This window comes from Micromonospora reichwaldensis, assembly GCF_031845925.1.
GTDB classification, from domain to species: Bacteria; Actinomycetota; Actinomycetes; order Mycobacteriales; family Micromonosporaceae; genus Micromonospora; species Micromonospora reichwaldensis.
The window spans coordinates 106,241-128,356 of sequence record NZ_JAVRFL010000012.1 but is presented as its reverse complement, the minus strand read 5'-3'; the positions used below and the strand labels follow the sequence as shown (position 1 = coordinate 128,356).

Annotated in this window: 19 protein-coding genes and 1 riboswitch; of the genes, 11 read left to right on the top strand and 8 right to left on the bottom strand. The window is 75.1% G+C overall.

Translation table 11 applies throughout. The features are described from left to right. Both RM555_RS12625 and RM555_RS12620 read right to left on the bottom strand, forming a co-directional pair. The gene (locus RM555_RS12625) at positions 1-1,740 is read right to left on the bottom strand and encodes a glycoside hydrolase family 3 protein (RefSeq protein ID WP_311411913.1); all 1,740 of its coding nucleotides are present in this window, start codon (positions 1,738-1,740) and stop codon (positions 1-3) included. 77 nt (positions 1,741-1,817) lie between these two features. Beyond that, complete coding sequence (locus RM555_RS12620) at positions 1,818-2,309, bottom strand: DUF3145 domain-containing protein (protein ID WP_121400330.1); 492 nt, start codon at positions 2,307-2,309, stop codon at positions 1,818-1,820. Positions 2,310-2,616: 307 nt separating this feature from the next. On the opposite strand from RM555_RS12620, the gene RM555_RS12615 reads away from it, so the two are divergent. Next, a complete protein-coding gene (locus tag RM555_RS12615) occupies positions 2,617-2,946 on the top strand; it encodes a hypothetical protein (protein WP_074313395.1) in 330 nt (109 codons plus the stop codon). 166 nt (positions 2,947-3,112) lie between these two features. Here the strand turns inward: RM555_RS12615 and RM555_RS12610 are convergent, their stop codons facing one another. Next, positions 3,113-3,700: a carbonic anhydrase gene (locus tag RM555_RS12610; RefSeq protein ID WP_311411912.1), complete on the bottom strand. Its 588-nt coding sequence runs from the start codon at positions 3,698-3,700 to the stop codon at positions 3,113-3,115. A 147-nt stretch (positions 3,701-3,847) separates the two neighbouring features. On the opposite strand from RM555_RS12610, the gene RM555_RS12605 reads away from it, so the two are divergent. The 4 genes from RM555_RS12605 (at position 3,848) to RM555_RS12590 (ending at position 9,544) form a co-directional block, all read left to right on the top strand. Next, positions 3,848-4,783 carry an alpha/beta fold hydrolase gene (locus RM555_RS12605; RefSeq protein ID WP_311411911.1) on the top strand — a complete coding sequence of 312 codons (936 nt, stop codon included), beginning with the start codon at positions 3,848-3,850 and terminating at the stop codon, positions 4,781-4,783. A gap of 265 nt (positions 4,784-5,048) precedes the next feature. Further along, a complete protein-coding gene (locus tag RM555_RS12600) occupies positions 5,049-7,166 on the top strand; it encodes a HelD family protein (protein WP_311411910.1) in 2,118 nt (705 codons plus the stop codon). A 76-nt stretch (positions 7,167-7,242) separates the two neighbouring features. Then, a complete protein-coding gene (locus RM555_RS12595) occupies positions 7,243-8,160 on the top strand; it encodes a cation diffusion facilitator family transporter (protein ID WP_311411909.1) in 918 nt (305 codons plus the stop codon). Positions 8,161-8,313: 153 nt separating this feature from the next. Then, positions 8,314-8,445: riboswitch (cyclic di-AMP (ydaO/yuaA leader) on the top strand. 13 nt (positions 8,446-8,458) lie between these two features. Beyond that, the gene (locus tag RM555_RS12590) at positions 8,459-9,544 is read left to right on the top strand and encodes a coiled-coil domain-containing protein (protein WP_311411963.1); all 1,086 of its coding nucleotides are present in this window, start codon (positions 8,459-8,461) and stop codon (positions 9,542-9,544) included. 87 nt (positions 9,545-9,631) lie between these two features. On the opposite strand, the gene RM555_RS12585 is transcribed toward RM555_RS12590, so the two are convergent. Next, on the bottom strand, positions 9,632-10,099 hold the full coding sequence (locus RM555_RS12585) for an SRPBCC family protein (RefSeq protein WP_311411908.1): 468 nt from the start codon (positions 10,097-10,099) through the stop codon (positions 9,632-9,634). Positions 10,100-10,276: 177 nt separating this feature from the next. On the opposite strand from RM555_RS12585, the gene RM555_RS12580 reads away from it, so the two are divergent. Together RM555_RS12580 and surE are read left to right on the top strand one after the other, a co-directional pair. Beyond that, positions 10,277-11,254, top strand: coding sequence for a 1-phosphofructokinase family hexose kinase (locus RM555_RS12580; RefSeq protein ID WP_311411907.1), 978 nt, complete (start codon positions 10,277-10,279; stop codon positions 11,252-11,254). Continuing rightward, positions 11,251-12,075 (top strand): 5'/3'-nucleotidase SurE, encoded by an 825-nt coding sequence (gene surE / locus RM555_RS12575; RefSeq protein WP_311411906.1) that lies wholly within the window; start codon positions 11,251-11,253, stop codon positions 12,073-12,075. Before RM555_RS12580 ends, surE begins: the two co-directional genes overlap by 4 nt. Positions 12,076-12,131: 56 nt before the next feature. On the opposite strand, the gene RM555_RS12570 is transcribed toward surE, so the two are convergent. Then, complete coding sequence (locus tag RM555_RS12570; protein ID WP_088998998.1) at positions 12,132-12,494, bottom strand: STAS domain-containing protein; 363 nt, start codon at positions 12,492-12,494, stop codon at positions 12,132-12,134. A gap of 328 nt (positions 12,495-12,822) precedes the next feature. Between RM555_RS12570 and RM555_RS12565 the strand changes: the two genes are divergently transcribed. Together RM555_RS12565 and RM555_RS12560 are read left to right on the top strand one after the other, a co-directional pair. Beyond that, a complete protein-coding gene (locus RM555_RS12565) occupies positions 12,823-12,972 on the top strand; it encodes a hypothetical protein (RefSeq protein WP_311411905.1) in 150 nt (49 codons plus the stop codon). 161 nt (positions 12,973-13,133) lie between these two features. After that, positions 13,134-13,541 (top strand): hypothetical protein, encoded by a 408-nt coding sequence (locus RM555_RS12560; protein WP_121400322.1) that lies wholly within the window; start codon positions 13,134-13,136, stop codon positions 13,539-13,541. A 291-nt stretch (positions 13,542-13,832) separates the two neighbouring features. On the opposite strand, the gene RM555_RS12555 is transcribed toward RM555_RS12560, so the two are convergent. Beyond that, positions 13,833-14,471 (bottom strand): maleylpyruvate isomerase N-terminal domain-containing protein, encoded by a 639-nt coding sequence (locus RM555_RS12555; protein WP_311411904.1) that lies wholly within the window; start codon positions 14,469-14,471, stop codon positions 13,833-13,835. A 243-nt stretch (positions 14,472-14,714) separates the two neighbouring features. Beyond that, entirely contained in the window at positions 14,715-17,429 is a 2,715-nt protein-coding gene (locus RM555_RS12550) for a cellulose binding domain-containing protein (RefSeq protein WP_311411903.1), read from the bottom strand. A gap of 280 nt (positions 17,430-17,709) precedes the next feature. On the opposite strand from RM555_RS12550, the gene RM555_RS12545 reads away from it, so the two are divergent. Continuing rightward, positions 17,710-18,396 carry a BON domain-containing protein gene (locus RM555_RS12545; protein WP_151457639.1) on the top strand — a complete coding sequence of 229 codons (687 nt, stop codon included), beginning with the start codon at positions 17,710-17,712 and terminating at the stop codon, positions 18,394-18,396. Positions 18,397-18,479: 83 nt separating this feature from the next. Beyond that, positions 18,480-19,025: a DsbA family protein gene (locus RM555_RS12540; protein WP_311411902.1), complete on the top strand. Its 546-nt coding sequence runs from the start codon at positions 18,480-18,482 to the stop codon at positions 19,023-19,025. Positions 19,026-19,146: 121 nt separating this feature from the next. On the opposite strand, the gene RM555_RS12535 is transcribed toward RM555_RS12540, so the two are convergent. Next, positions 19,147-22,023 carry a helix-turn-helix transcriptional regulator gene (locus tag RM555_RS12535; RefSeq protein ID WP_311411901.1) on the bottom strand — a complete coding sequence of 959 codons (2,877 nt, stop codon included), beginning with the start codon at positions 22,021-22,023 and terminating at the stop codon, positions 19,147-19,149. Between the last annotated feature and the right edge of the window lie 93 nt (positions 22,024-22,116).

The window sequence follows — 22,116 nt, the reverse complement described above, 5'->3', positions numbered from 1 at the left end:
TCAGGCCCCGCAGGTCGTGGCGGACAGGCCGGTCACCGGCACCGGGGACCGGCCGCCCGGTCGGGTCTTGCCGGCCAGCACCCCGGCGAGGGCGGTCATCGACGCCCGGCTGGAGGAGTAGGTCGCCAGGAGGGTGGGCGACTTGGCCTTCGCCAGCACGTACGGGGTGTCCATCGCGACCGTGACGGCGGCGTCGGCGCGCAGGTCGCCGGCGCCGTCGCCGTACCCGACGAGGTGCACCACCGTGCCGCCGCCGGCCACGACCTTGACCCCGGCCGCCTTGAGCGCCTCGGTCAGCGCCGCCCGCGTGTGCTCGCGCCCGCCGGAGGAGGTCACGGTCACCGGCCCCCGTACGCCGCCGCCGCAGGCGCCCCGCAGCACCGTCACCGCCGCCGCGGCCAGGTCCTCCGCCGCCTTGCGGTGCGCCGGGCCGGCCAGCGTGGACAGCTCGGGCGTGGGCCGGTCGGCCAGCTTGAACTTCATCGTCAGCACCCGGGTCGCGGCCTCGACGAGGCGGGTCCGGGGCAGCGACTTGTCGCGGAGCGCGGCGAGCAACCCGTCGTACGCCTGGCGGACGTTCGGCGGCATGAGGATGAGGTCGTTGCCCGCCTTCAGCGCGCGCACGGCGGCCTCGCCCGGCGACCAGCGCTTGGCCGGCGGCATGTTCATGCCGTCGGTGATCACCACGCCCTGGAAGCCGAGCTGGCCACGGAGCACGTCGGTGAGCAGCTTGTGCGAGAAGGTCGCCGCGGTGCCCGGGTCCACCGACCGCGCGTCGAGGTGGGCGGACATCACGGCCATGGTGCCCGCGTCGATGGCGGCGGAGAAGGGCGGCCACGCCCCGGTCTCCAGCGTCCGGCGGGGCTGGTCGAGCACCGGCAGTCCCTCGTGGGAGTCGGCGGCGCTGTGCCCGTGCCCCGGGAAGTGCTTGACGGTGGCCGCGACGCCCGCGGCCTGCAGGCCCCGGACCGCGCCCGCGACCTGCCCCGCCGTCAACTTCGGGTCCGCACCGTACGACCGGGAGCCGATCACGGTGCTGCGGGTGGCGAGCACGTCGGCGACGGGAGCGAAGTCGAGGTTGATCCCCATCGCGGCGAGTTCGGTGCCGGCCGCCCGCCAGGCGGCCTCGGTCAGCTCCGGTCGCCCGGCGGCGCCGGCGGCGAGGGCGCTGGGCAGCAGGGTCACGCCGTCGGTGATCCGGGTGACCACGCCGTGCTCCTGGTCGGTGCCGATCAGGAAGGGCGCCGGCCCGGCGGGCAGCCGACCGGCGGCCGCACGCAGGCCGTCGGTCAGCGCGCGTACCTGCTTCGGGTTGTCGACGTTTGTCGTCTCCTGGTTGCCCTTGGTCGGGTCGTCGGCGCTGAAGCCGACCAGGATCAGCCCGCCGAGCCGGTACTTCTCGACCATCTGGGCGGGGGTGTCCACCCCGGCCAGCGCCTGGTTGCCGGCAGCCGAGCCGGGCGAGACCCGGGTGGCCGCGTCGCCGTAGGCGTACGGCATCAGCACCTGGCCGACGAGGTCCTCGTCGGCGAGCGAGGCCACGAGGGCGGCGGCGCGGGCGGCGGGGTCGGTGCCGGGGACGCTCGCGGCGGGTGTCGGGGTGGCCGGCGGGGCGGCGGCGCTCGTCGGGGCCGGGTCGGGGCGGCGGTCCGCCGGCCCGGAGCACCCGGAGACGAGCAGTGCGGTCAGGGCGGCGAGCGCGACGCCGGCACGTCGCGGGGTAGTCGACACGCGGCCCATCCCACCAGTTCACCCCTTATCGGGGCAACTTGACCTTCACCCGCCAGGAGGAGTCGGCCCCGGTCCGGGCCCCGGCGTCAGCCGACGCGGGTGAGCAGGGTCACCGGCGCGCCGTCGCCGGCGTACCGGTAGGGCTCCAGCTCGGCGTCCCACGCCGTGCCGAGCGCCTTGTCGAGGGCGTGCGCGAGGGCCTCGGGCGCCCGCGCGCCCGCCATGATGCTGCGCAGGCGGTCCTCGCCGAGCTGGATGTCGCCGGCCGCGCCGACGCTCGCCCGGAACAGGCCGCGTCCGGGCACGTACATGAAGCGCTCGCCGTCGGCGCCGGGGCTTGGTTCCTCGGTGACCTCGAAACGGATCATGGGCCACTGCCGGAGGGCAGCAGCCAGCTCGGCGCCCGTCCCCGGGCGACCGGTCCACCCGCACTCGGCCCGGCGTGCGCCGGGATCGACGGGCTGAGCCGTCCACTGCAGGTTGACCGGCGCGGCGAGGACGCGCGCGATCGCCCACTCGACGTGTGAGCACACGGCGAGCGGGGTCGAGTGGACGTATACGACGCCACGCGTTGGCACGGTGACCTCCCGGAGAGCGAGGTGCGTCTTCCCCTACGACCTCGACCACCCGAGTGGTTGCTGGAACACATGATGACTGGTGTGACGGATGATGCGCCAGGGAATCGGAAAATTCGCGGGTCGGAATAGTCGGACGAGTACCCCGGTTGACCCCTCACGACGCGATGACCAGCCAGGGACCGCGGTCGTGTACAGTTCCATCGGCGGCCTGTGCCGCGCACATCTTCCGCGGGCCCACCCACCAGGGTGTCGTCCGCACAGCCCCCGGACGTTCCGTCCTCCCGTACGTCTTGCAAGGAGTACCTCCGTGGCGAGCAACACCTCTAAGACCGCGCGCGCGTCAGTCCGGGCCGGCCAGGCTGGCCAGGGTGGCGCCCTCAGCGTGCTGGGCGAGTTCAAGTACCTCATCCCGCTCAACGGCGGCAAGCACGCCTACGTGCGGAACCTGACCAACGGCAAGACCGCGCACCTGCGCACCGACTCCGAGGCATTCGTCGAGGAGATCCGGGTGCTGGCCGCCGCCGGCCACGCCGCGAAGATCCGCGCCGAGATCAACAACCTCAACACCACCCACCCGGGTGACGGCTGGGACGCCACCGAGAAGCGCCTCGTCGAGGCCGGCGTCTTCGAGGGCTGAGCCCTCCCCCACGCGACACCTGAACCGCCCGTCGGGATCATCCCGGCGGGCGGTTCTGCGTTCCCACCCCACCACCACCCGCCGCGGCCTCCGCCGCCTGAGCGCCGGGCCTGGGTGCAAGGAAGGGGCCCTTCCTATACACCAGGCGTTAACAAGGTGCCCTTCCTTACACCTCCAGCAGGGTCACCTCGCCGGTCGTCAGGTCGTAGAGGGCGCCGGCCACCGTAAGGCGGCCGGCGGCGACCGGGACGGCGAGCCGGTCGTCGGCGCGCAGGGCGGCGACCGTACGGAGCACGTGCCGCCGGACCGCCATCGGGTGCACCCGGGGGTCGTCGACGCCCACCTCGGTCACCGCCGGGGCTATCTGGTCGACGAGGTGGGCCAGCGCGCCGCCCGGCGACCGCCCGCGCCGCAACGCGTCCACGGCGGAGGCCACCGCGCCGCACCGCTCGTGCCCGAGCACCATCACCAGCGGCACGCCCAGCTCGCCGACCACGTACTCGATGGAGCCGAGCACCGCCCGGTCCAGTACGTGCCCACCGGTGCGGATCACGCAGATCGAGCCGAAGGTCTGGTCGAAGATCGCCTCCAGCGGCACCCGCGAGTCGATGCAGCCGAGCAGGAGCGCGTACGGCTGCTGGTCGCCCGAGGCCGCCGCGGCGGCGGTGACGTCGTGGCCGTGCACCGGCTGGCCGCTGACGAAGCGGCGGTTGCCGGCGAGCAGCTCGGCCAGCGCGGCCCGGGGCGACCCCATGCCCCCAGCTTGGCGGGCCAGCCGCACACTCGGAGCGGGTTGCGAACCTTCTCACCGACATGGTTGCCGTGGTCTCATGACGGGTAGCCGGTGTTACCACCGGGTATCCCCGGTGTTGCGGTTCCGTGCGGCCCTGGGGAGGTGACGATGCCGGAGCACGTCGAGGTGCGTCTTCCCGACGACGTACGCCTGCACGTCGAGGCGATTGGACCGGCCGACGCCGAGGTCACCGTCGTGCTGCTGCACGGCTGGACGCTGGACGGACGGGCCTGGCACCGGCAACTCGTCGACCTGCGGCAACGCTTCGGCGACGCGGTGCGGGTGGTGACCTACGACGCCCGCGGCCACGGCCGGTCGAGCTGCATGGCGCTGCCCACCGCCACCGTGGCCCAGCTCGGCGACGACCTCGCCGCGGTGCTGGACGAGGTGGCCCCGGCCGGTCGTGTCGTGCTGGTCGGCCACTCGATGGGCGGCATGACGATCATGGAGTACGCGCACCGCCACCCCGCGCACTTCGCCGCCCGGACGGCCGGGCTGGTCTTCGTCTCCACCACCGCCGAGGGCCACACGCACACCGCGTACGGACTCTCGCCCCGGATCGCCCGGCTGATCCGGCTCGCCGAGACCACCGGGGCCGGCGTGCTGGCCCGGTGCGGGGCCTGGCGACCGCCCCGGGCGCTGCTGCGCGCGCTGCGTCCCAGCATCCGCTGGATGCTCTTCGGCGACCGCTGCGACCCGCACGACATCCGGCTGGTCACTTCGGCGGTGGCCCGCGCCACCCTCCGCTCGATCGGCGGGTTCCGCGCGTCCATCGGGGCGCAGCACCGGCTGGACACCCTCGCCGCGCTGGCCCACCTGCCGGCCGCCGCCCTGGTCGGCGACCGCGACCGCCTCACCCCGCCGCCCTGCGCCGAGTCGATCGCCGGCGCGCTGCCGGCGACCGAGCTGACCGTCTGCCCGGGTGCCGGGCACATGCTGATGATGGAACGCCCCGACGAGGTCAACGCGGCGCTCGGCGGCGTGCTCCGTCGCGTGCTCACCGCCCCCGGGGCCGGTGCCACCGCCGCCGCCCGCGCGGACTGAGCCGGGCCTGGCGGGGAGCGCGACACGGACTGAGCCGGGCCTCGCGGGGAGCGCGACACGGACCGGACCGGGCCTCGCGGGGAGCGCGACACGGACCGGACCGGGCCCGGCGGGGAGCGCGGCGCGGCCCCTGCGGGCGTGACGCGGGTTCCTTTCCCGCACCGGTGGCGCCGCTGGTTGCCTGCGGGCCGTACCCTCTTGCGGTTGGCCTGGCGCGGTTCGCACGGTTCGCGCCGCCCGCCGCCGACGTCAGGAGGAGCGAGCGGTGACCGACCAGACCACCCTGGAACAGGAGATGGCCGTCGAGCAGCGGCATCTCGACCGGGTGTACGCCCGACTGGCCGAGCTGCGCCGGTCGGCGGTCAGCGCCGAGAAGGAGGGCTACCGGCTCGCCCGGGTGGGCAACTTCGGGGCGCTGGTCGAACGGGACGCGATGGTGTTCCACGCCGCACGGCGGCGGCACATGCTGGACGCCGAGCACGAGGGCCTGGTCTTCGGCCGGCTGGACCTGCTGGACCGGCAGGTGCTGCACGTCGGGCGGCTCGGCATCCGCGACGACGACGCGTCCACCCTGGTGGTCGACTGGCGGGCCCCGGCCGCCGCCGCCTTCTACCAGGCCACCCCCGCGCAGCCGCTGGGCGTGGTGCGGCGGCGCACGATCCAGTCCTCCGCCGAGCGGGTCACCCGGATCGAGGACGACCTGCTCGATCCCGTCGCCGCGCCCGCCGACATGGCGGTGGTGGGCGACGGCGCACTGCTGGCCACGCTGTCGAAGGCCACCGGCCGGGGCATGCGCGACATCGTCGCCACCATCCAGCGGGAGCAGGACGAGGCCATCCGCTCCCCCGGCTCGGGCGTGACGATCGTGTCCGGCGGCCCGGGCACCGGCAAGACGGCCGTCGCCCTGCACCGGGCCGCGTACCTGCTCTATTCCGACCGCAGCCGGTTCGCCGGCGGCGGCATCCTGGTGGTGGGCCCGTCGTCGGTCTTCGTCGAGTACATCGCCTCGGTGCTGCCCTCGCTCGGCGAGGACACCGCCACCCTGCACTCGCTGGGCACGCTCTTCGCGGGCCTGACCGCCACCCGCACCGACCCGCCGGCGGTGGCGGCCGTGAAGGGCTCGCTGCGGATGCGGCGGGTGCTGGAGCGGGCGGTCCGGGACGCGGTGCCGGGCGGCCCGACCGAGCTGCGCCTGCTCTACCGGGGCGAGCTGCTCCGGCTGGAGCGCCGCGAGCTGGACGGCATCCGGGACCGGGCGATGCCCCGGGGCGCCCGCCGCAACGAGGTGCGCCGGGCCGGCTTCGACGGGGTCTTCGCGGCGCTGTGGGCGCAGGCCCGCAGGTTGGGCGTGGGCCGGCTGCCCGAGCAGCGCGCGTTCGAGGACGAGATCGCCGAGCGGCCGGAGTTCCGGGAGTTCCTGAAGGCGTGGTGGCCCCGGCTGCACCCCCGGCACGTGCTGGGCTGGCTGGCCCGTCCGGACCGGCTGCACCGCTACGCCGAGGGGATCCTCTCCCGCGCCGAGATCCGGCTGCTGACCGACGCGTACCGCAGCCTCGACGCCGCCGGGCTGACGATCGCCGACATCGCGCTGCTCGACGAGCTGGACGCGCTGCTCGGCAAGCCGATGAAGCCCGCCCGGGCGAAGCGGGACCCGTTCCAGCTGGCCGGCGGGGTCCGCGAGCTGAGCACCTTCGCCGACCGGCAGCGCGCCGCCCGCGAGGCGGCGCGGGAACGCCCGGAGGACTACCGGGAGTACGCGCACGTGGTCGTCGACGAGTCGCAGGACGTCTCGCCGATGCAGTGGCGCATGATCGGCCGGCGGGGCCGGCTGGCCTCGTGGACGGTGGTGGGCGATCCGGCGCAGACGGCGTGGACGGGGGATCCCGAGGAGCTGACCCGGGCCCGGGACCAGGCGTTGGGCCGGCGCAAGCGGCACCACTTCACCCTCACCACGAACTACCGCAACTCGGCGGAGATCTTCGCGGTGGCGGCGGCCGAGATCCGCCGGCTGCACCCGGACCTGCCGCTGCCCCGGGCGGTGCGCTCCACCGGCGTCGACCCGGTCGCGCTGTCGGTGCCGCCGGCGGAGCTGGAGGCCGCGGTGGTGGCGGCGGCCGGCGCGCTGCTCGCCGACGTCGAGGGCACCGTCGGGGTGATCACGCCGGTGCCGCGCCGCGACGAGGTGGCGGGCTGGCTGGGCGGGCTCGGCGCGCCACGTTTGCAGGTGGTGACCAGCCTGGAGGCCAAGGGCATGGAGTACGACGGGGTCGTCCTCGTCGCCCCGGGCGAGATCCGGGCCGACCCGGGGTCGGGGGTGCGGACGCTGTACGTGGCGCTGTCCCGGGCCACCCAGCGGCTGACCACCGTCGACCCGATCGGCTGAGCCGCCGTTACTTGCATACATAGCGATGTGAACATAGATTGAACGCGAATCCGGACGCCTGACGGAGGGTGGGCGCGTGGGCGCAGGTCATGACCACCATCACGGGTCGGTGGCGAATGCCGCGCACCGCCACCGGGGCCGGCTCTGGGCGGCGTTCGGGCTGCTCGCCGGCCTCATGGTGGTGGAGGCGGTGGCCGCCTTCCGCACGGGCTCGCTGGCCCTGCTGAGCGACGCCGGGCACATGTTCACCGACGTGCTCGGCATCGGCATGGCGCTCGCGGCGATCGCCGCGACCCGGCGGGCGGGCGCCGACCCGCAGCGCACCTTCGGCCTCTACCGGCTGGAGGTGCTGGCCGCACTGGCCAACGCCGTCCTGCTCTCCGGCGTCGCGGTCTACGTCGTGATCGAGGCGGTGCGCCGCTTCGGCGACCCGCCGGAGGTGCTGGCCGGCCCGATGCTGGTGGTCGCCGCGCTCGGCCTGCTCGCCAACATCGGCGCCTTCGCGCTGCTGCGCTCCGGGGCGAAGGAGAGCATCAACGTCCACGGCGCGTACCTGGAGGTGCTCGGCGACCTGCTGGGGTCACTCGGCGTGATCGGGGCCGCGCTGCTGATCGCCACCACCGGCTGGTGGTGGGCGGACCCGCTGGTGGCGGTCGCGATCGGGGTGTTCATCCTGCCGCGCACCTGGCGGCTCGGGCGGGCCGCCTTGCGCATCCTGGTGCAGGCCGCGCCGGAGCACCTCCAGGTGACCGCGGTGCACGACCGGCTGGCCGCCGTGCCCGGCGTCGCCGAGGTGCACGACCTGCACGTCTGGACGCTGACCTCCGGGATGGAGGTGGCCTCGGCCCACCTGACCATGGCACCCGGCGCGGAGGTCGGCGCGGTGCTGGGCGCCGCCCGGGCCGCGCTGCACGACGACTTCCACATCGAGCACGCCACGTTGCAGATCGAGCCCGGAGCGTCGCGCGGGGCCTGCGGGTCGGTTGAGTGGTAATGAGGACAACCTTAAATCTGGGAGAGTATTGTGCGCTTATGCCGGATTTGACTGTTAGTGGGCGTACACCCTGCGTCACCTGCGCTGCATCAGTCACACCGGCACCGGTAGGCTCGGCTTCGGCCTCCGCCAGGCGGCACCCACCGGTGCCGGCGGTGGCCGCCGCCTAATCGCCCGGCGGGGCGAACCGGGGAACCAAGTTCGTGGGGTGCATCCGCGTCAGCGGTAGGGATCTTCCGTCCCGAACCCGTCAGCTAACCCGGTCGGCGGCTGACGGAAGGACACGTGTATGCCAGTGATGGCACCTGTACGACGACGTGCCGCCCGGACGGCGGCCCTGATCGCCACGATGCTCGCCCTCGGCGCCGCGGTGGCCCCGGTCACCGCCGCCCCGGCGGCGGCCGCCACCCGGACCGGCCTGCTCGCCGCGGCCCCCGGCCAGGACGAGGAGGGCGGCACCCCCGCCCTGCGGGCCCAGTTGGAGGCCGCCAGCAAGGGCTACCTCGACGCCAAGCGCGCCCTGGACACGTCGGCCAAGCGGCAGCAGCAGCTCGCCGCGCAGCTCAAGACCACCGAAGTCGAGCTGGCCGCGCACACCGCCAAGGTTGGCGAGATCGCGGGGGCGGCCTACCGCACCGGCCGGCTCAGCGTGGCGTCCGCCCTGCTCAACAGCAGCTCGCCGGACGGCTTCATGGACCGCGCCGCCGCCCTCGACGCGGTGGCCGCCAAGGAGGACCGGGCCCTGCGCGAGCTCCAGGAGACCCGGGACCAGTCCACCCGCACCAAGCTCGCCCTGGACGGCGAGATCCGGGAGCAGCGCAAGCAGGTCACCGTGATGGCCAAGCGCAAGGAGCAGGCCGAACGGGCGCTGACGGTCGCCAACCGCGAGCAGCAGCAACAGCGGCAGCAGTCCACGGGGGCGGGCACCTCGCCGGGCGGCACCTCCAGCAAGACGGCGAAGGCCGCCCCGCGCAACTCCGACGGCTCCTGGCCGCGCGAGTCGTGCAGCGTCAACGACCCGACCCCCGCCAACGGCTGCATCACCCCGCGCACCCTGCACGCGCTCAACCAGGCCAAGGCGGCGGGCTTCACCCGCTACGTCTCCTGCTACCGCCCCGGCGGCTCGGGCGAACACCCGAAGGGCCGGGCCTGCGACTTCGCGGCCCAGAAGGGCGGCTTCGGCGGCGACGCCACCGGCGGCGACCGGACGTACGGCAACAACCTGTCGGCGTACTTCGTGCGCAACGCCGACCGGCTCGCCGTGCTCTACGTGATCTGGTACAGGCAGATCTGGCTGCCCAGCAGCGGCTGGAAGTCGTACAGCGGGGCCAACGGCGACCCGTCCAGCGACCACACCAACCACGTGCACCTGTCGGTCTACTGACGCCCGCGCCCCGGTGCCCCGCCCGTCGCGGGTCACCGGGGCGCGCCAGCGTCCGTCGCCTCCGGCCACTGCCGGCCCGTCCGGTGGTCAGTCGGCCGGCGACCCGGGCGGGCTCGTGTCGAGGGCCGTGGCGAGGCGGGCGGCCAGCTTGAGGTGGGCGGCGCGGGCCTGGCGGAACGCGTAGCCGAAGAGCGGCGCGGGCGCGGCGAGGGTGATCTCGACCTCGATGCGGACCATGCCGTCGGGCTCCGCCCGCAGCCGGGTGTGGTTGCGCACCGTGGTCGCAGGCCACTGCCGGGCCACGGTGACGATCTCGTCGGCATCGTCGACGAGGACGTCGGCCCGGTACGTGATCGGCAGGCGCACCGGCCCGGCGGCCAGTCGATCGGTGATGTCGTAGCTGGCCCGCGCGCCAGCACGCGGCGGCACCCGGCGCACCCGGACGATCAGCGGGTGCAGGTCCTCCTGCCGCGTGGGGTCGGCGAGCAGTGCCGCGGCCTCCGCGAGGGAGCAGCGCGCCTGGACGGTGTAGCTGAAGGAACTTCGCCTGAGCACGCCGTCTCCCAGCGTCGGTGGTCGCCCGATCGTCGCGCATGCCGGGCCCCCTGGCAACGCCGCGCCGATCCCGCCCGGAGTCCGGACGTCCGGCCGCCGTCCACACTACGGTCAGCTGATGGATGGTCACGGCACGTGTCGACCGGCGGAGGATGGGCGCATGAACGGGCACGACGGATGAGCGGGCACGTGATGGTCTTCGCGCCCACGCCCCGGCTGACGGTGACCGTCGACCAGCCCAGCGAGGCACCGGAGCTGCACCTGCACCCCGGCGGGCAGGGCGTCTGGCAGGCCCGGATGGTGATGTCGCTCGGGGTCGACGTGGTGCTCTGCGCCGCCCTCGGCGGCGAGATCGGCCAGGTGCTGGAGCCGCTGCTGGTCAGCGAGGGGGTGAACCTGAAGGTGGTGGTCCGCGACTCCGGCAGCGGCGGGTACGTGCACGATCGGCGCGAGGGTTCCCGGCAGGAGATCGTGGACGTCCCCGGCCAGCCGCTCAGCCGGCACGAGCTGGACGAGCTCTACAACCTGGCGCTCGGCGAGGGGCTGCGCGCCTCGGTCAGCGTGCTGAGCGGGCCGAACGAGCCGTCGCTGGTCCCGGCCGACCTCTACCGGCGGTTCGCCGCCGACCTGGGGGCCAACGGCAGCCGGGTGGTGGTCGACCTCTGCGGCGAGCACCTCGACGCCGTGCTGGACAGCGGCGTCTTCTTCCTCAAGGTCAGCCACGAGGAGCTGATCGCCGACGGCCGCGCCGACGGCGACGACGAGGAGCAGCTCACCCGGGCCCTGTACGACCTGCACGCCGGCGGCGCGGAGAACGTGGTGGTGAGCCGGGCCGACAAGCCCGCCCTCGCCCTGGTCGACGGCGAGGTCTTCGAGGTCGAGATGCCCCGGCTGGAGGCGGCCGACCCGCGCGGGGCGGGCGACTCGATGACCGCCGGGGTGGCGGCCGTGGTGGCGCGCGGCGGTGACGTGCGCACCGCGATCCGTACCGGCGCGGCGGCCGGCGCGCTGAACGTGACCCGGCACGGCCTGGGCACCGGCCGGCTCGACTCGATCACCGGCCTGGTCGACCGGGTGCGTCTCGTACCGGCCGGCAGCCGGCCGCAGGAGCGGACCAGCCCCGACGAACTGGCCGAGCGGGCGGTCGAGCGATGACGCTGCGGGTACTGGTCACCAACGACGACGGGATCGCCGCGCCCGGCATCCAGGCGCTGGCGCGGGCGGCGGCGGACCGGGGCCTGGACGTGGTCGTCGCCGCGCCGCTGGAGGAGGCGAGCGGCACCAGCGCCGCGATGACCGCCGTGGAGCGCGACGGGCAGGTGGTGGTCCACGCGCACCCGCTGCCGGAGGTGCCGGGGGTGCCGGCGTTCGCGGTCGGCGGCTCCCCCGGCTTCATCGCGCTGATCGCCGTGCACGGCGCCTTCGGGCCTCCGCCGGCGGTGGTGCTGTCCGGCATCAACCGGGGCGCCAACGCGGGTCGCGCGGTGCTGCACTCGGGCACGGTGGGAGCGGCCTTCACCGCCGCCGCGAACGGCTGCCGGGCGATGGCCGTCTCGCTCGACGTGCTCTCGGCCGGGGAGGCCACGGCCGCCAGCGGGGGTGCCGCGGTGGCCGCCGCCGCCCGGGTACGCGACGCCGAGCGGCACTGGCCGACCGCCGCCCGGGTCGCCCTGGACCTGCTGCCCCGGCTCACCGCCGGGCCGGTGGAGAGCGTGCTCAACGTGAACGCGCCGGACCTGCCGCACGGCCGCCTGCGCGGGGTGCGCCGGGGCACTTTGGCCACCTTCGGCCAGGTGCAGATGACGGTGGCGGAGGCCGGGCACGGCTTCGTCCGCACGTCGCTGGAGGAGCCGGGGCAGGCCGTGCAGCCCGGCACCGACCTGGCGCTGCTGGCCGAGGGGTACGCCTCGGTGACGGCGATCCGCGCGGTCACCGAGGTGGCGGACGTCGACCTGTCGGGCCTCGGCGACGCCTGAGCGGCCCGCCTCCGACCTCGCGGCCGGCGGCAGGTCGGCGGCGGGTCGGCGGCGGGTCAGGCGCCGGGGAGGACCTCGGGGGTGGGTGCGCCGGCGTAGTAGGGCTCGGGGGCGCCGAAGAGGCCGAGCAGGCCGGTCACCCAGAGCTGCCGGTGCACGAAGCGGCTCGGCTCGGTGACGACGAGCTTGACGCCGCTCACCTCGGCGGTCTGGAAGCCGGCGACCATCGCGCTGATGCCGACCGAGTCGATGAAGGTGACGAGCCGCATGTTCAGCTCGATCCGACCGGGGCGCCCCTTGGTCAGGACCTCGGCGATGGCCTCGCGCACCTCGTATGCGGTGTCGACGTCGATCTCCCCCCGCGGGGCGATCTCGATGACACCACCGGGCAGGACCGACTTCACAATCGACAGGCTCACGCGAGCACCTCCACTCGCCCGTCCGACGGGCGCCTCATCAGTACGCGGGCCGCGACCGAGAGTATTCCTCTGACGGCCTCGGTCGCCACCCCTCGGGATGAGCAATTCGCGGATCAGGGCACAGCAAGTCACCCTTATCCGGACTATTGACGTTTTGTCCGACCAACGATCAGCTACCGCTGACACGTCGCGCCCCAGGGTAGCCGGCTCCCGCCGGCACCGCCCAACAGCCGGTCCCCCGGCGTGGCCCGTACCGCTTCGGCCCCGCGCCTTGCCCGTTCTGCCTAGCATCGGCTCGGAGACACGACTGCGACCGGGAGGACGATCGATGCTCAGGAGACTTGCCGCGCTGGCCGGCGTCAGCGCGCTGTTGGCCCTCGTACTGGCCTGCGGGTTCGGCGGCGGCGGAGGCGACGATGACGACGACGGCGACGACGACTTCGCCCGGGGCGTGACCGTGGCGGTCGCCGTCCGCTGACGCCGCGCCCGCGCACCGCCGCCCGGGGCGTCGCACCCGCGGCACGGGGTTTGCGGAGCAGCCCCACGGGGCACAGGCGGAAACGAGCGAACCGTCACACGCCGGTGCGACGCCGAAGTCCGAAAATGGCCGCCGGCTTCGGCCCCGAGGAGGTAACCACCATGTTCGGAAGCAACCTGCTGGACCGCCGCAGCAAGCCTGAGCGGATCACGGACCAGGCGTGGCAGCACCTGGTCTCGGCGGTCAGCTCCGCCAGCGACAGCGTCCGCGACACCGCCCGTTCGGCCCGCCGAGGCGGCTCCGGTCTCGCCGACGAGGCCGGCGACCTGGTGGGCTCGGCGGCGGACGAGGCCCGGCGCCGGGCCACCCAGGCCTTCGACGCGCTGGCCGGCCGCCGGCCGGCGCTGCCCTGGACGCTGCTGATCGGCGCCACGCTGGTCGGCGCGGCGATCGGTTGGGCCGCCGGCACCGCCGCGCGGGCCGCCGGCAGCCGGGGCGACCGGGCGATGGACGACATCGAGTTCGTCGACGTCGACCGACCCAACTCCCCCGTCGGCCTCGACGGCTGACCGGTCCGGCACACGCTCGCGATGAACGGGCCCCGGTCGACCATCGAGGTCGGCCGGGGCCCGCGCCTGTTCCATATGACGTGCCGCGACAGGCGGCCCGCCGTCCCGCGTCTCGCGGCCTGTTCAGAGGCTCGCGGCCCGCAGCCCGCAGCGCGGCTCGCGGCTCGCGGCCCGCAGCCCGCGGCTCGTGGCCCGCAGCCCGCGGCTCGTGGCCCGCAGCCCGCGGCTTGCGGCTTGCGGCCCGTGGCCTGCGGCCCTGTTTGAAGGCTCGCGGCCCTGCAGAGGGTCGCGTCAGAGGGCGGCGACGATCGCCGGGGCCCGCTCCGCCCGGCTCAGGGCGCGCAGCACCGCCGGCTGCCCGTGCCGGCGTACGGCGAGACGGGCCAGCAACGTCAGCACCGGGTCGACGGTCTCGGCCGGCAGCTCCGGGGTGGGCACGCCGACGCTGACCGCGAGGTCGTCCGCGTGCACGACGAGTTCCATCAGCCGGGTGGCCAGGTAGTCGTCCAGGGTGAGCGACCAGGGGCCACGGGCGACGTGCACCACCCGATCGGACGGCTCCGCCGCCAGCACGTCCGTCAACTCGCGCAGCGTGGCGGCGCACCGGTCGACCAGAGCGGCCGGGCCGTCGGCGGCGAGGCCGTCACCGGCGCGGCGGATGGCGACGTTCACCGTGGCGTCGACCGGGGCGCCGAGCCAGGTGCCGCGCGCGTAGTGGTCGAGCAGTCCCACGGGGTCGCCGGCGGGGACGGTTGCGGCCAGCACGGCGGGGACGCCGAGCACCTGGCTGGCGAGGTGGCCGGCCAGGCCCCCCACGCCGAACGCGGGCAGGGCGCTCGGTTCGTCCCAGCGGGTTGCTACGGCGGGGTCGGCGAGCAGGTCCACCGCCGAACGCGCGGCGGTGAGGTAGGCCGTCCTGATCGGACTCACGGAGGATCCCTCCTTCGACGGGCGAAGCTCCGAGCCTATGGCTTGCGGGGGCACCGGCCCTCTCGGTGCGTGCCGGGTAGCCCGCCTCCCCTCCCGGCCACGAACCGGAGGCGGCGCCGACCGGAACGGGACAGCCGGAGCCCGTCCGCGCCGGTAGGAGACCGGGCCGCCACCCGCTCCGCACGACCGCGCACGTCCCGCCCCTGGTGGGGACGGGGGTGCGCGGTCGGCGGAGCGAGGCGGTCAGCGGACGGTGCAGGTGACGGTGGCCGGGGCGGTGTTCGCGCCGGTCGTACTGCCCAGGAAGCCGGCGGTGGCGGTGGCGCCCGCACCGAGGGCGCCGTTCCAGCCGGCGTCCCGGACGGAGACGGTCGCCCCGGTCTGGGTGTGGGTGCCGCCCCAGAGCTGGGTGATCTGCTGACCGTCGGGGAATGTCCAGCCCACCGTCCAGCCGGCGATCGCCGCGCTGCCGGCGTTGCGGACCACCAGCTCGCCCTGGAAGCCGCCCTGCCAGGAGCCGGTCACCCGGTACGTCGCCGTGCAACCGCTGGTCGGCGGCGGGGTGGTCGGGGGCGGCGTCGTGGGAGGCGGGGTCGTCGGAGGAGGCGTCGTCGGGGGCGGGGTGGAGGTGGTCGGCGTCGGGTCGGGCGTGCCGCCGAGCCGGTCCGCGACCAGGATGCCGCGGCCGTTGGTGCCGAGGTAGACCCGGCCGTAGACCCGGGGGTCGCCGGTCAGCGCCTCGCCCGCGTTGCCGTACTGGTGCTGGTCGTCGTTGATCCGCACCCAGGTCGCGCCGGTGTCGTCCGAGCGGTGCACGCCGGGCCGGCCGTCGACGGTGCCGAACAGGTACAGCGCCGGGTACGTCCGGCCGGGCGCGGCCTTGCCGAAGCCGACGTTGCCGGCGGTGCTCACCCCGGCCTGCTTCGTGAACGTGGCCCCGGAGTCGGTGGAGCGCCACAGCCCGCCCTCGCCGGCCAGCCACAGCTCGCCCTCCCCGCCGGGCAGCGCCTTGAACCTGACGTTGCCGGTGCTGGGCAGGCCGGCGGCGGCCGAGGCGGTGAAGCTCGCCCCGCCGTCGGTGCTGACGTAGAGCTTGCCGCCGCTGAAGCCGTAGAACTTGTTGGGGTCGACGCGGTCGGACTCGATCGTCGCGTTGGCCGGGATGCCCGTCGACGCGGTCCACGAGTTGCCGAACCCGACCGAGTACACCACCTGCTGACCGGCGTCGCCCGGGGCCCAGACGAAGCGGCTACCGTCGGCCGACGCGGCGACCGTGCCGCCGCTGTTGACGCCGGACGGCTCGCTGCCCTGGAACCAGTTGGCACCGCCGTCGGTGGAGAACGCGACGTGGCTGTCGTTCGGCCGGTCCGCGTCGGTGAAGTTGCCGGCGCGCACCATCACGGCCGGCTTCGTCTCGGCGTAGTCCAGGCTGGTGGTGCTGGTGAAGGTGGGCTGGGTGAAGAGCATCGGCGGCACGGCGTCCAGGTCGGTGTGCCGGAAGCCGCCGATGTCGCCGAGCGCGCTGACCAGCGGCGCCCCGGAGGGCGGGCTGACCAGGTCGAGCACCGCGGTCTCCTCCAGGCCCCTGACCATCGGCCTGATGGTGAACTGGCCGCCGGTGTCCCACTTGGTGAGGTCGGTGCTGCCGTAGATGGTGGCGCCGGTGCCGTACATGAAGCGGTTGCTGTCGTGTGGGTCGATCTCGACCGACTCGTTCATCCAGCCGAGCTTCGGGGTCTCCTCCGGCGGGGCGGGGTTGCTGCCGAAGGTCAGCCACGGCACGGAACTGACGTCCATGGTGTAGCGCTTGGACCTGTTGGGGTAGCTGGTGAAGTCCCAGATCCGGGTCCAGGTGGCGCCCCCGTCGGTGCTGCGCCAGAAGATCGCGTCCGGCCACCACGAGATCTGGGTGGCCACCATCAGGGTGTTCGGCTTCTGCCGGTCGATGGTGAGGCCGCTGTAGCCGAAGTACGCGTCGGTGCTGGTGGACGGGACCGGGCTGATCCGCGTCCATGCGCCGGTGGCGCGGCTGAACTTCCAGACGTCGCCCTTGCCGCCGTCGTACGGGCCGCCGGTGTCGCTGGTGGCGATGTAGAGGAAGCCGCCCACCGGGTCGACGACGCCCTTGTGCGCGAGGTAGCCGGTCGGCTGCCCCGCGATCCGCTCCCAGGTGGCGCCGCCGTTCGTGCTGCGGTAGACCGGGTTCTCCTTGTCGGCCACGCCGACGTAGATGGTCTGCGTGGCGGTGCCGGCCGTACCGGTGCTCTTGTCGAAGCTGACCCAGGTCAGACCCTGGTTCTGGCCGTTGTAGCCGTTCGGGTCGCTCGGGTCGGCCCGGTAGTTGCCGACGTTGGGGAAGTTGGTCACCTTCGCCCAGGTCGCCCCGAAGTCGGTGCTGCGCCACAGGCCGTTGCCGCCCTCGGCGCCGTAGTACAGGATGCTGTTCCGGTTGGGGTCGACGGCGAGCCGCTCGCCCATGCCCCGGCCGGGCATGTTCCCGCCGTTCTTGAACGGCAGCTCGGTGACCTGCCAGGTGGCGCCCTTGTCGGCCGAGCGGAGGATGGCGCCGTTGTTCGGGTCCCAGTCGTTGGTGTACATGCCGACGGCCGCGTAGACGCGGTTGGTCTGCACCGGGTCCGTGGCGACGCTGACCACGCCGTTCCAGCCCCACCTGTCGGCGCCGACCCAGTCCAGCAGCGGCGTCCAGGACTGCGTGGCCTGCGTCCACCGGTACATCCCGCCGATGTCCGTGCGGGCGTAGATCAGGTTCTTCTCGGTGGGGTTGAAGACGATGCCGGGGACGAAGCCGCCGCCGTCGATCCGGACGTTCTTCCAGGTGTACGGCTCTGCGGCGGCTGCGGCGGCGGTGGGCGCGCCGGCCGCGGTGAACGGTGCCGCCACGACGGCCGCGGCGACGACCAGCGCGGACACGACCGCGCCGGCGTAACTTCTGCGCATCTGCGGTTCCTTCCGGGTTCGGACGCCGGGAGCCGACGTGGTGACGGCCGGACCCGGCAACGGGAGCGTGCGGAATCGCGCCGGAGCTGCCCTGGCTCCGGTCATCGGCGCGACGGCTCCCGCACCCGAGGAACGCGCTCACCCTAACCGATCCGACCGGCCGCCTGGAAGCGCTCCCAGAAGCCACCCGGGTCGGGTGAGGGGCCCTCACCCCGGCCGGCGCCAGGATCGGTCCCGGCGGATCCGCGCGCACCGGCAGCTATCCCGTGAGGAGTGACAGATGGCCATCGAGACGATCAGCCGCACCGACCAGGACATCCAGTCGGCCGTCCTCGACGAGCTGACCTGGGAACCCCGGGTACGGCCGCACGAGATCGGCGTGACGGTCGCCGAGGGTGTGGTCACACTGACCGGCCGGGTGGACAGCTACGCCAAGAAGTGGGCCGCCGAGCGGGCGGCGCACCGGGTGGCGCGCGTCCGGGCGGTCGCCAACGACCTGGCGGTACGCCTCGGCACCGGCGCGGAACGCGCCGACCCGGACATCGCCGCCGCGGCCGGGCACACGCTGGAGTGGGACGCGTTCGTGCCCCTGGAGCAGCTTGACGTGACCGTCTCGCACGGCTGGGTCACGCTGCACGGCGAGGTGGACTGGGAGTACCAGCGCCGTGCCGCCGAACGCGCCGTGGCCCGGCTGACCGGCGTACGCGGGGTCAGCAACGGCATCACCGTCCGCCCGGACACCCGGCCGGACGGGCACGACCTGGCGGTACGCATCGTCGACGCGCTGGCCCGCAACGGGGCCACCGAGGCGGAGCGGATCACCGTCCGGGTGCACGGCGACACCGTGCTGCTCGGCGGACTGGTCCACTCGATGCCGGAGCGGGCCGAGGTGGAACGGACCGTCTGGTGCGCGCCGGGCATCCGCGAGGTGCAGAACCACATCGCGGTCGCCCCGGTGCTGGGCTGAGCCGGGCGCCGGACCACCCGGGCGGGGTGAGCCACCCTCACCCCGTCACGGGGAAGGCTGGGAGACATGACTGAGGTGACCCGATGACCACGCCACTCCAGGTCACCGCCCGCCTGCGGACCCCGGTGACCGGGCACGACAACGTCCGCGGGCCGGTGGACGCGCCGGTGACCATCGTCGAGTACGCCGACTTCCAGTGCCGGTTCTGCGGAGCCGCGTACGCGAACCTGCGGGAGCTGCTGCGACAGCGGGCCGACACGGTGCGGCTGGTGTACCGGCACTTCCCCATCACCAACATGCACCCGTACGCGGAGCAGGCCGCCGAGGCGGCCGAGGCAGCCGGCCGGCGCGGGCAGTTCTGGACGATGCACGACTGGCTCTACGAGCACCAGGACCAGCTCGACCCCGTGCACCTGTCGCTCGGCATGGAGCAGCTCGGCCTGCCCGCCGACGATGTCGCCGGGGAGGTGAAGCGGCAGGCGCACGGCGACCGGGTGCGGCGGGACTTCGTGGGCGGCATCCGCAGCGGCGTCCACGCCACCCCGACCCTGTTCGTCAACGGCACCCGCCACGACGGCGACTTCGACTTGGCGGACCTCCTGACGGCCGTCGACGCCGCCACCCCGTAACCCCCACCCCTGCCCACGCCGCCCACCCCGTCGATCATGCAGTGCTGGTGCCTCGCAAATGGGGTGGCAGGGGGCAGTTCGCCCACCACAACTGCATGATCGACGCAGTGGAGGGGCGGGGTTAGATGAGGTGGAGGGCGCGGGCTCGGCGGACGGCCTCCCGGCGGCGGGTGGCGTCGAGCTTGCGGTAGATGTTGCGCACGTGGGTCTTGACCGTGTTGACCGACAGGGACAGCTCGGCCGCGATCTCCACGTTGGACAGGATGCTCTGCAGGTAGCGCAGGATCGTCAACTCCCGCTCCGTCAGCGGCTCGTCCAGCGCCCCCGTGCCCCGCTCCGCCGGGGCCCGCTCGGCCGGCGCGTCGGCGCCCCGGACGAGGTCGCTGACCGTCGGCCAGTGCGCGGTACCGGCGTCCAGATGCGCGGCGAGCAGGTCACGCACCCCGGGCTCGGCGCGGGTGAACGCCCGCCGGAACCCCTCCGGCCCGGCCAGGTCGAGAGCCCGCTCCAGCAGCCGTCCGGCCCGCCGGTCGTCGCCCGCGCGCCCGGCCAGCACCGCGTCGAGCACGGCGGCGTCCAGGCGTACGGGCAGCGGCCAGCCGGCCGCCTCCGGCGCCTCCCAGTCCGGCAGCGCGTACCCGGCGGCACGCGGGTCGCCGGCACGCAACTCCACCCGGGCGAGGGCGACGGCCAGCGGCGGGGCGGTCGCGTCGGGTGCCCGCCCGAGCAGGTCCCGGGCGGCGCCCAGGTCACCCCGTGCCCCGCGTACGTCCGACTCGGCGGCCAGCAGCCAGTGCGTCAGCTCGCCGGCCCGGGGGCGGTCGGCCAGCCGCTCCCGGGCCTCGGCCAGCACCCGGTGGCCCTCGGGCAGGTCACCGGCGTCCCGCAGCAGGTACGCCCGGCACAGCGCCGCCACCGCCCCCACCACGGGCTCACCGGTGGCCGGCGCGGCCAGCGCCAGGTTCGCCTCCGCCTCCTCGGGCTGGTCCCGGTGCAGCGCGACCAGGGCCAGCGCCAGGTACGCGTGGGCGCAGTCCTCCCGGCAGGACCAGCCGTGGCAGGGCGGCATGGCGAGGGCGTCCCGGGCGAGGGTCTCGGCGTCCCGCAGCTCGCCCCGGACGGCGTGCAGCAGGGCCGCCCGGCTGGCGCAGACCAGCTCCGTACGCGGTCGCCCGGCCTCCCGGGCCGCCGACAGCGACCGGGCGAAGGCGAGGCCGGCGGCGGGCAGGTCCCCGTCCGCCAGGTCGGCCAGGCCCAGCGCGGTGCCGGCCACCGCCCGCACGTCGGCGTCCTCGGCGGCGGCGCCGCGCGGCTCGGCGGGCGACGCCGGGGCGACGGACGGGTCGGGCGACGCCGGGGACGGGGCGGGGCGGGTGGCGAGCAGCCGGGCCGCGGCGGCGCGTACCGCTTCGGGGTCGTCGGCCAGCCGGGCCAGGGTGAGTTCCAGCGCGGTGGCCAGCCGCCGGAACCGGTCCCGGCGCGGCGCCGGCAGCATCCGGGCGGCCTCGACGGCGTCGCGCAGGTGCCCGGCGGCGGCGGTGGCGTCGCCGGCCCGGGCCCGCTCGGCGGCGCAGGCCAGCCCGAGCTCCGGATCGCGGCGCACGGCCTCCGACGGCGGGGGCGCGGGCGGACGGCCGGCGGGCGTCTCCCGGTCGTACGGGACCAGCTCCGGCCAGCGGGCCACGAAGAGCGCGGCGGCCCGGTCGTGGTCGCCGCCGGCGAGCGCGTGCCGCAGCGCCTCGCCGGGCCGCCCGTTGTCGGCGTACCAGCCGGCCGCGCGCAGGTGCAGGTCGCGCAGTTCGTCGGCGGGCAGCCGGCCCAGCTCGGCGTGCAGCAGGTCGGCCAGCAGCGGGGGGCACCGGTACCAGGGCGGGCGGCTGTCGTCGCGGCGCAGCAGCCCGCCGTCGCCGGCCAGGCCGGCCAGCGCCTGCTCGGCGTCGGTCCGGCCGGTCAGCGCGTCGGCGAGGCCCGCGCAGACCGCGTCGGCGACGGCGGAGCGGCGCAGCACGTCCCGCGCGTCCGGGTCGAGCCCCGCGAGCACCTCCTCGCGCAGGTAACCGGCCACGTCCGGCTGGTCGCCGCCGAACTGCTCGGCCCAGCGGGCCGGGTCCGGCTGCCCGCGTAGCGCCAGCGCGGCGAAGCGGAGCGCCGCCGGCCAGCCGCCGGTGCGTTCCCGCAGCCGGCGTACCCCGGCCGCCGGCAGCGCCACCCCGTGCGCGGTGAGCAGATCGGCGACCTCGTCGTCACCGAAGGCCAGTTCGTCGGGGCCGACCTCGGTCAGCTCGCCGGCCAGCCGCAGCCGGTGCACGGCCAGCGGCAGCCCGGCGCGGGCGCCGACCACCAGCCGCAGCCGCTGCTCGGCGTGGCGGAGCAGGAACTCCAGTCCGGCCAGTGCCTCGGGGTCGGTGATCCGGTGCAGGTCGTCCAGGACCAGCAGCACCGGCCGTTCCCGGGCGGCGAGGGCCGCGGCCAGCACCTCCAACTGGTCGGGGCGGGGTGGCCGGTCGGGCACGGGTGGCCCCGGCACGTCGTCGGCGGAACCGGTGGCCGCGCGCAGCGCCGCCGCGAGGTAGGACCAGAGCCGGTCCCCGTCGTCGCCGGCCTCCACCGAGACCCAGGCCGCCCGGGGCCGGCCGGGTTCCGCCGGTACGCCGGCCGCCGCGCCGAAGTCGCCCGGCGCGGCACCGGTCAACCCGTCGTCCCGGCGCCCCCCGGCGGCGGCGGTCACGGGCCCCTGCCCCACCCGGCCCCGGGGCGCGCCGGCCTCCCCGGCGGCCCGGAACCAGGAGGCGAGCAGCGTCGTCTTGCCCCACCCCGCGGGGGCCCGGACCAGGGTGACCGGCCCGGCGGTCCCCTCGTCCAGCGCCCGCAGCAGCCGGGGCCGCAGCACCAGCGGCTCCGGCGGCGGGGCGGGGCACAGCCGCGACGTCAGCAGCGGCGTGCCGGCCGGCCCGGGTGCGACCGTGACGACTCCCGTGTCCCGTACGTCCTCCGGCATCCGGCCCCGCCCTCCACCGACGCGTCCACTCCCCCAGGTCCCGCCGGCGGCGGTTACCCGGCGCGGGCCCGTTCACCCCTTCGGGGGGAGCCG

Excerpts from the sequence above, each read along its gene's own strand:
- RM555_RS12625 (WP_311411913.1), bottom strand. The coding sequence starts at position 1,740 with ATGGGCCGCGTGTCGACTACCCCGCGACGTGCCGGCGTCGCGCTCGCC.
- RM555_RS12610 (WP_311411912.1), bottom strand. The coding sequence starts at position 3,700 with ATGGGGTCGCCCCGGGCCGCGCTGGCCGAGCTGCTCGCCGGCAACCGC.
- RM555_RS12605 (WP_311411911.1), top strand. The coding sequence starts at position 3,848 with ATGCCGGAGCACGTCGAGGTGCGTCTTCCCGACGACGTACGCCTGCAC.
- RM555_RS12590 (WP_311411963.1), top strand. The coding sequence starts at position 8,459 with ATGGCACCTGTACGACGACGTGCCGCCCGGACGGCGGCCCTGATCGCC.
- RM555_RS12580 (WP_311411907.1), top strand. The coding sequence starts at position 10,277 with ATGAGCGGGCACGTGATGGTCTTCGCGCCCACGCCCCGGCTGACGGTG.
- surE (WP_311411906.1), top strand. The coding sequence starts at position 11,251 with ATGACGCTGCGGGTACTGGTCACCAACGACGACGGGATCGCCGCGCCC.
- RM555_RS12565 (WP_311411905.1), top strand. The coding sequence starts at position 12,823 with ATGCTCAGGAGACTTGCCGCGCTGGCCGGCGTCAGCGCGCTGTTGGCC.
- RM555_RS12560 (WP_121400322.1), top strand. The coding sequence starts at position 13,134 with ATGTTCGGAAGCAACCTGCTGGACCGCCGCAGCAAGCCTGAGCGGATC.
- RM555_RS12550 (WP_311411903.1), bottom strand. The coding sequence starts at position 17,429 with ATGCGCAGAAGTTACGCCGGCGCGGTCGTGTCCGCGCTGGTCGTCGCC.
- RM555_RS12545 (WP_151457639.1), top strand. The coding sequence starts at position 17,710 with ATGGCCATCGAGACGATCAGCCGCACCGACCAGGACATCCAGTCGGCC.
- RM555_RS12540 (WP_311411902.1), top strand. The coding sequence starts at position 18,480 with ATGACCACGCCACTCCAGGTCACCGCCCGCCTGCGGACCCCGGTGACC.
- RM555_RS12535 (WP_311411901.1), bottom strand. The coding sequence starts at position 22,023 with ATGCCGGAGGACGTACGGGACACGGGAGTCGTCACGGTCGCACCCGGG.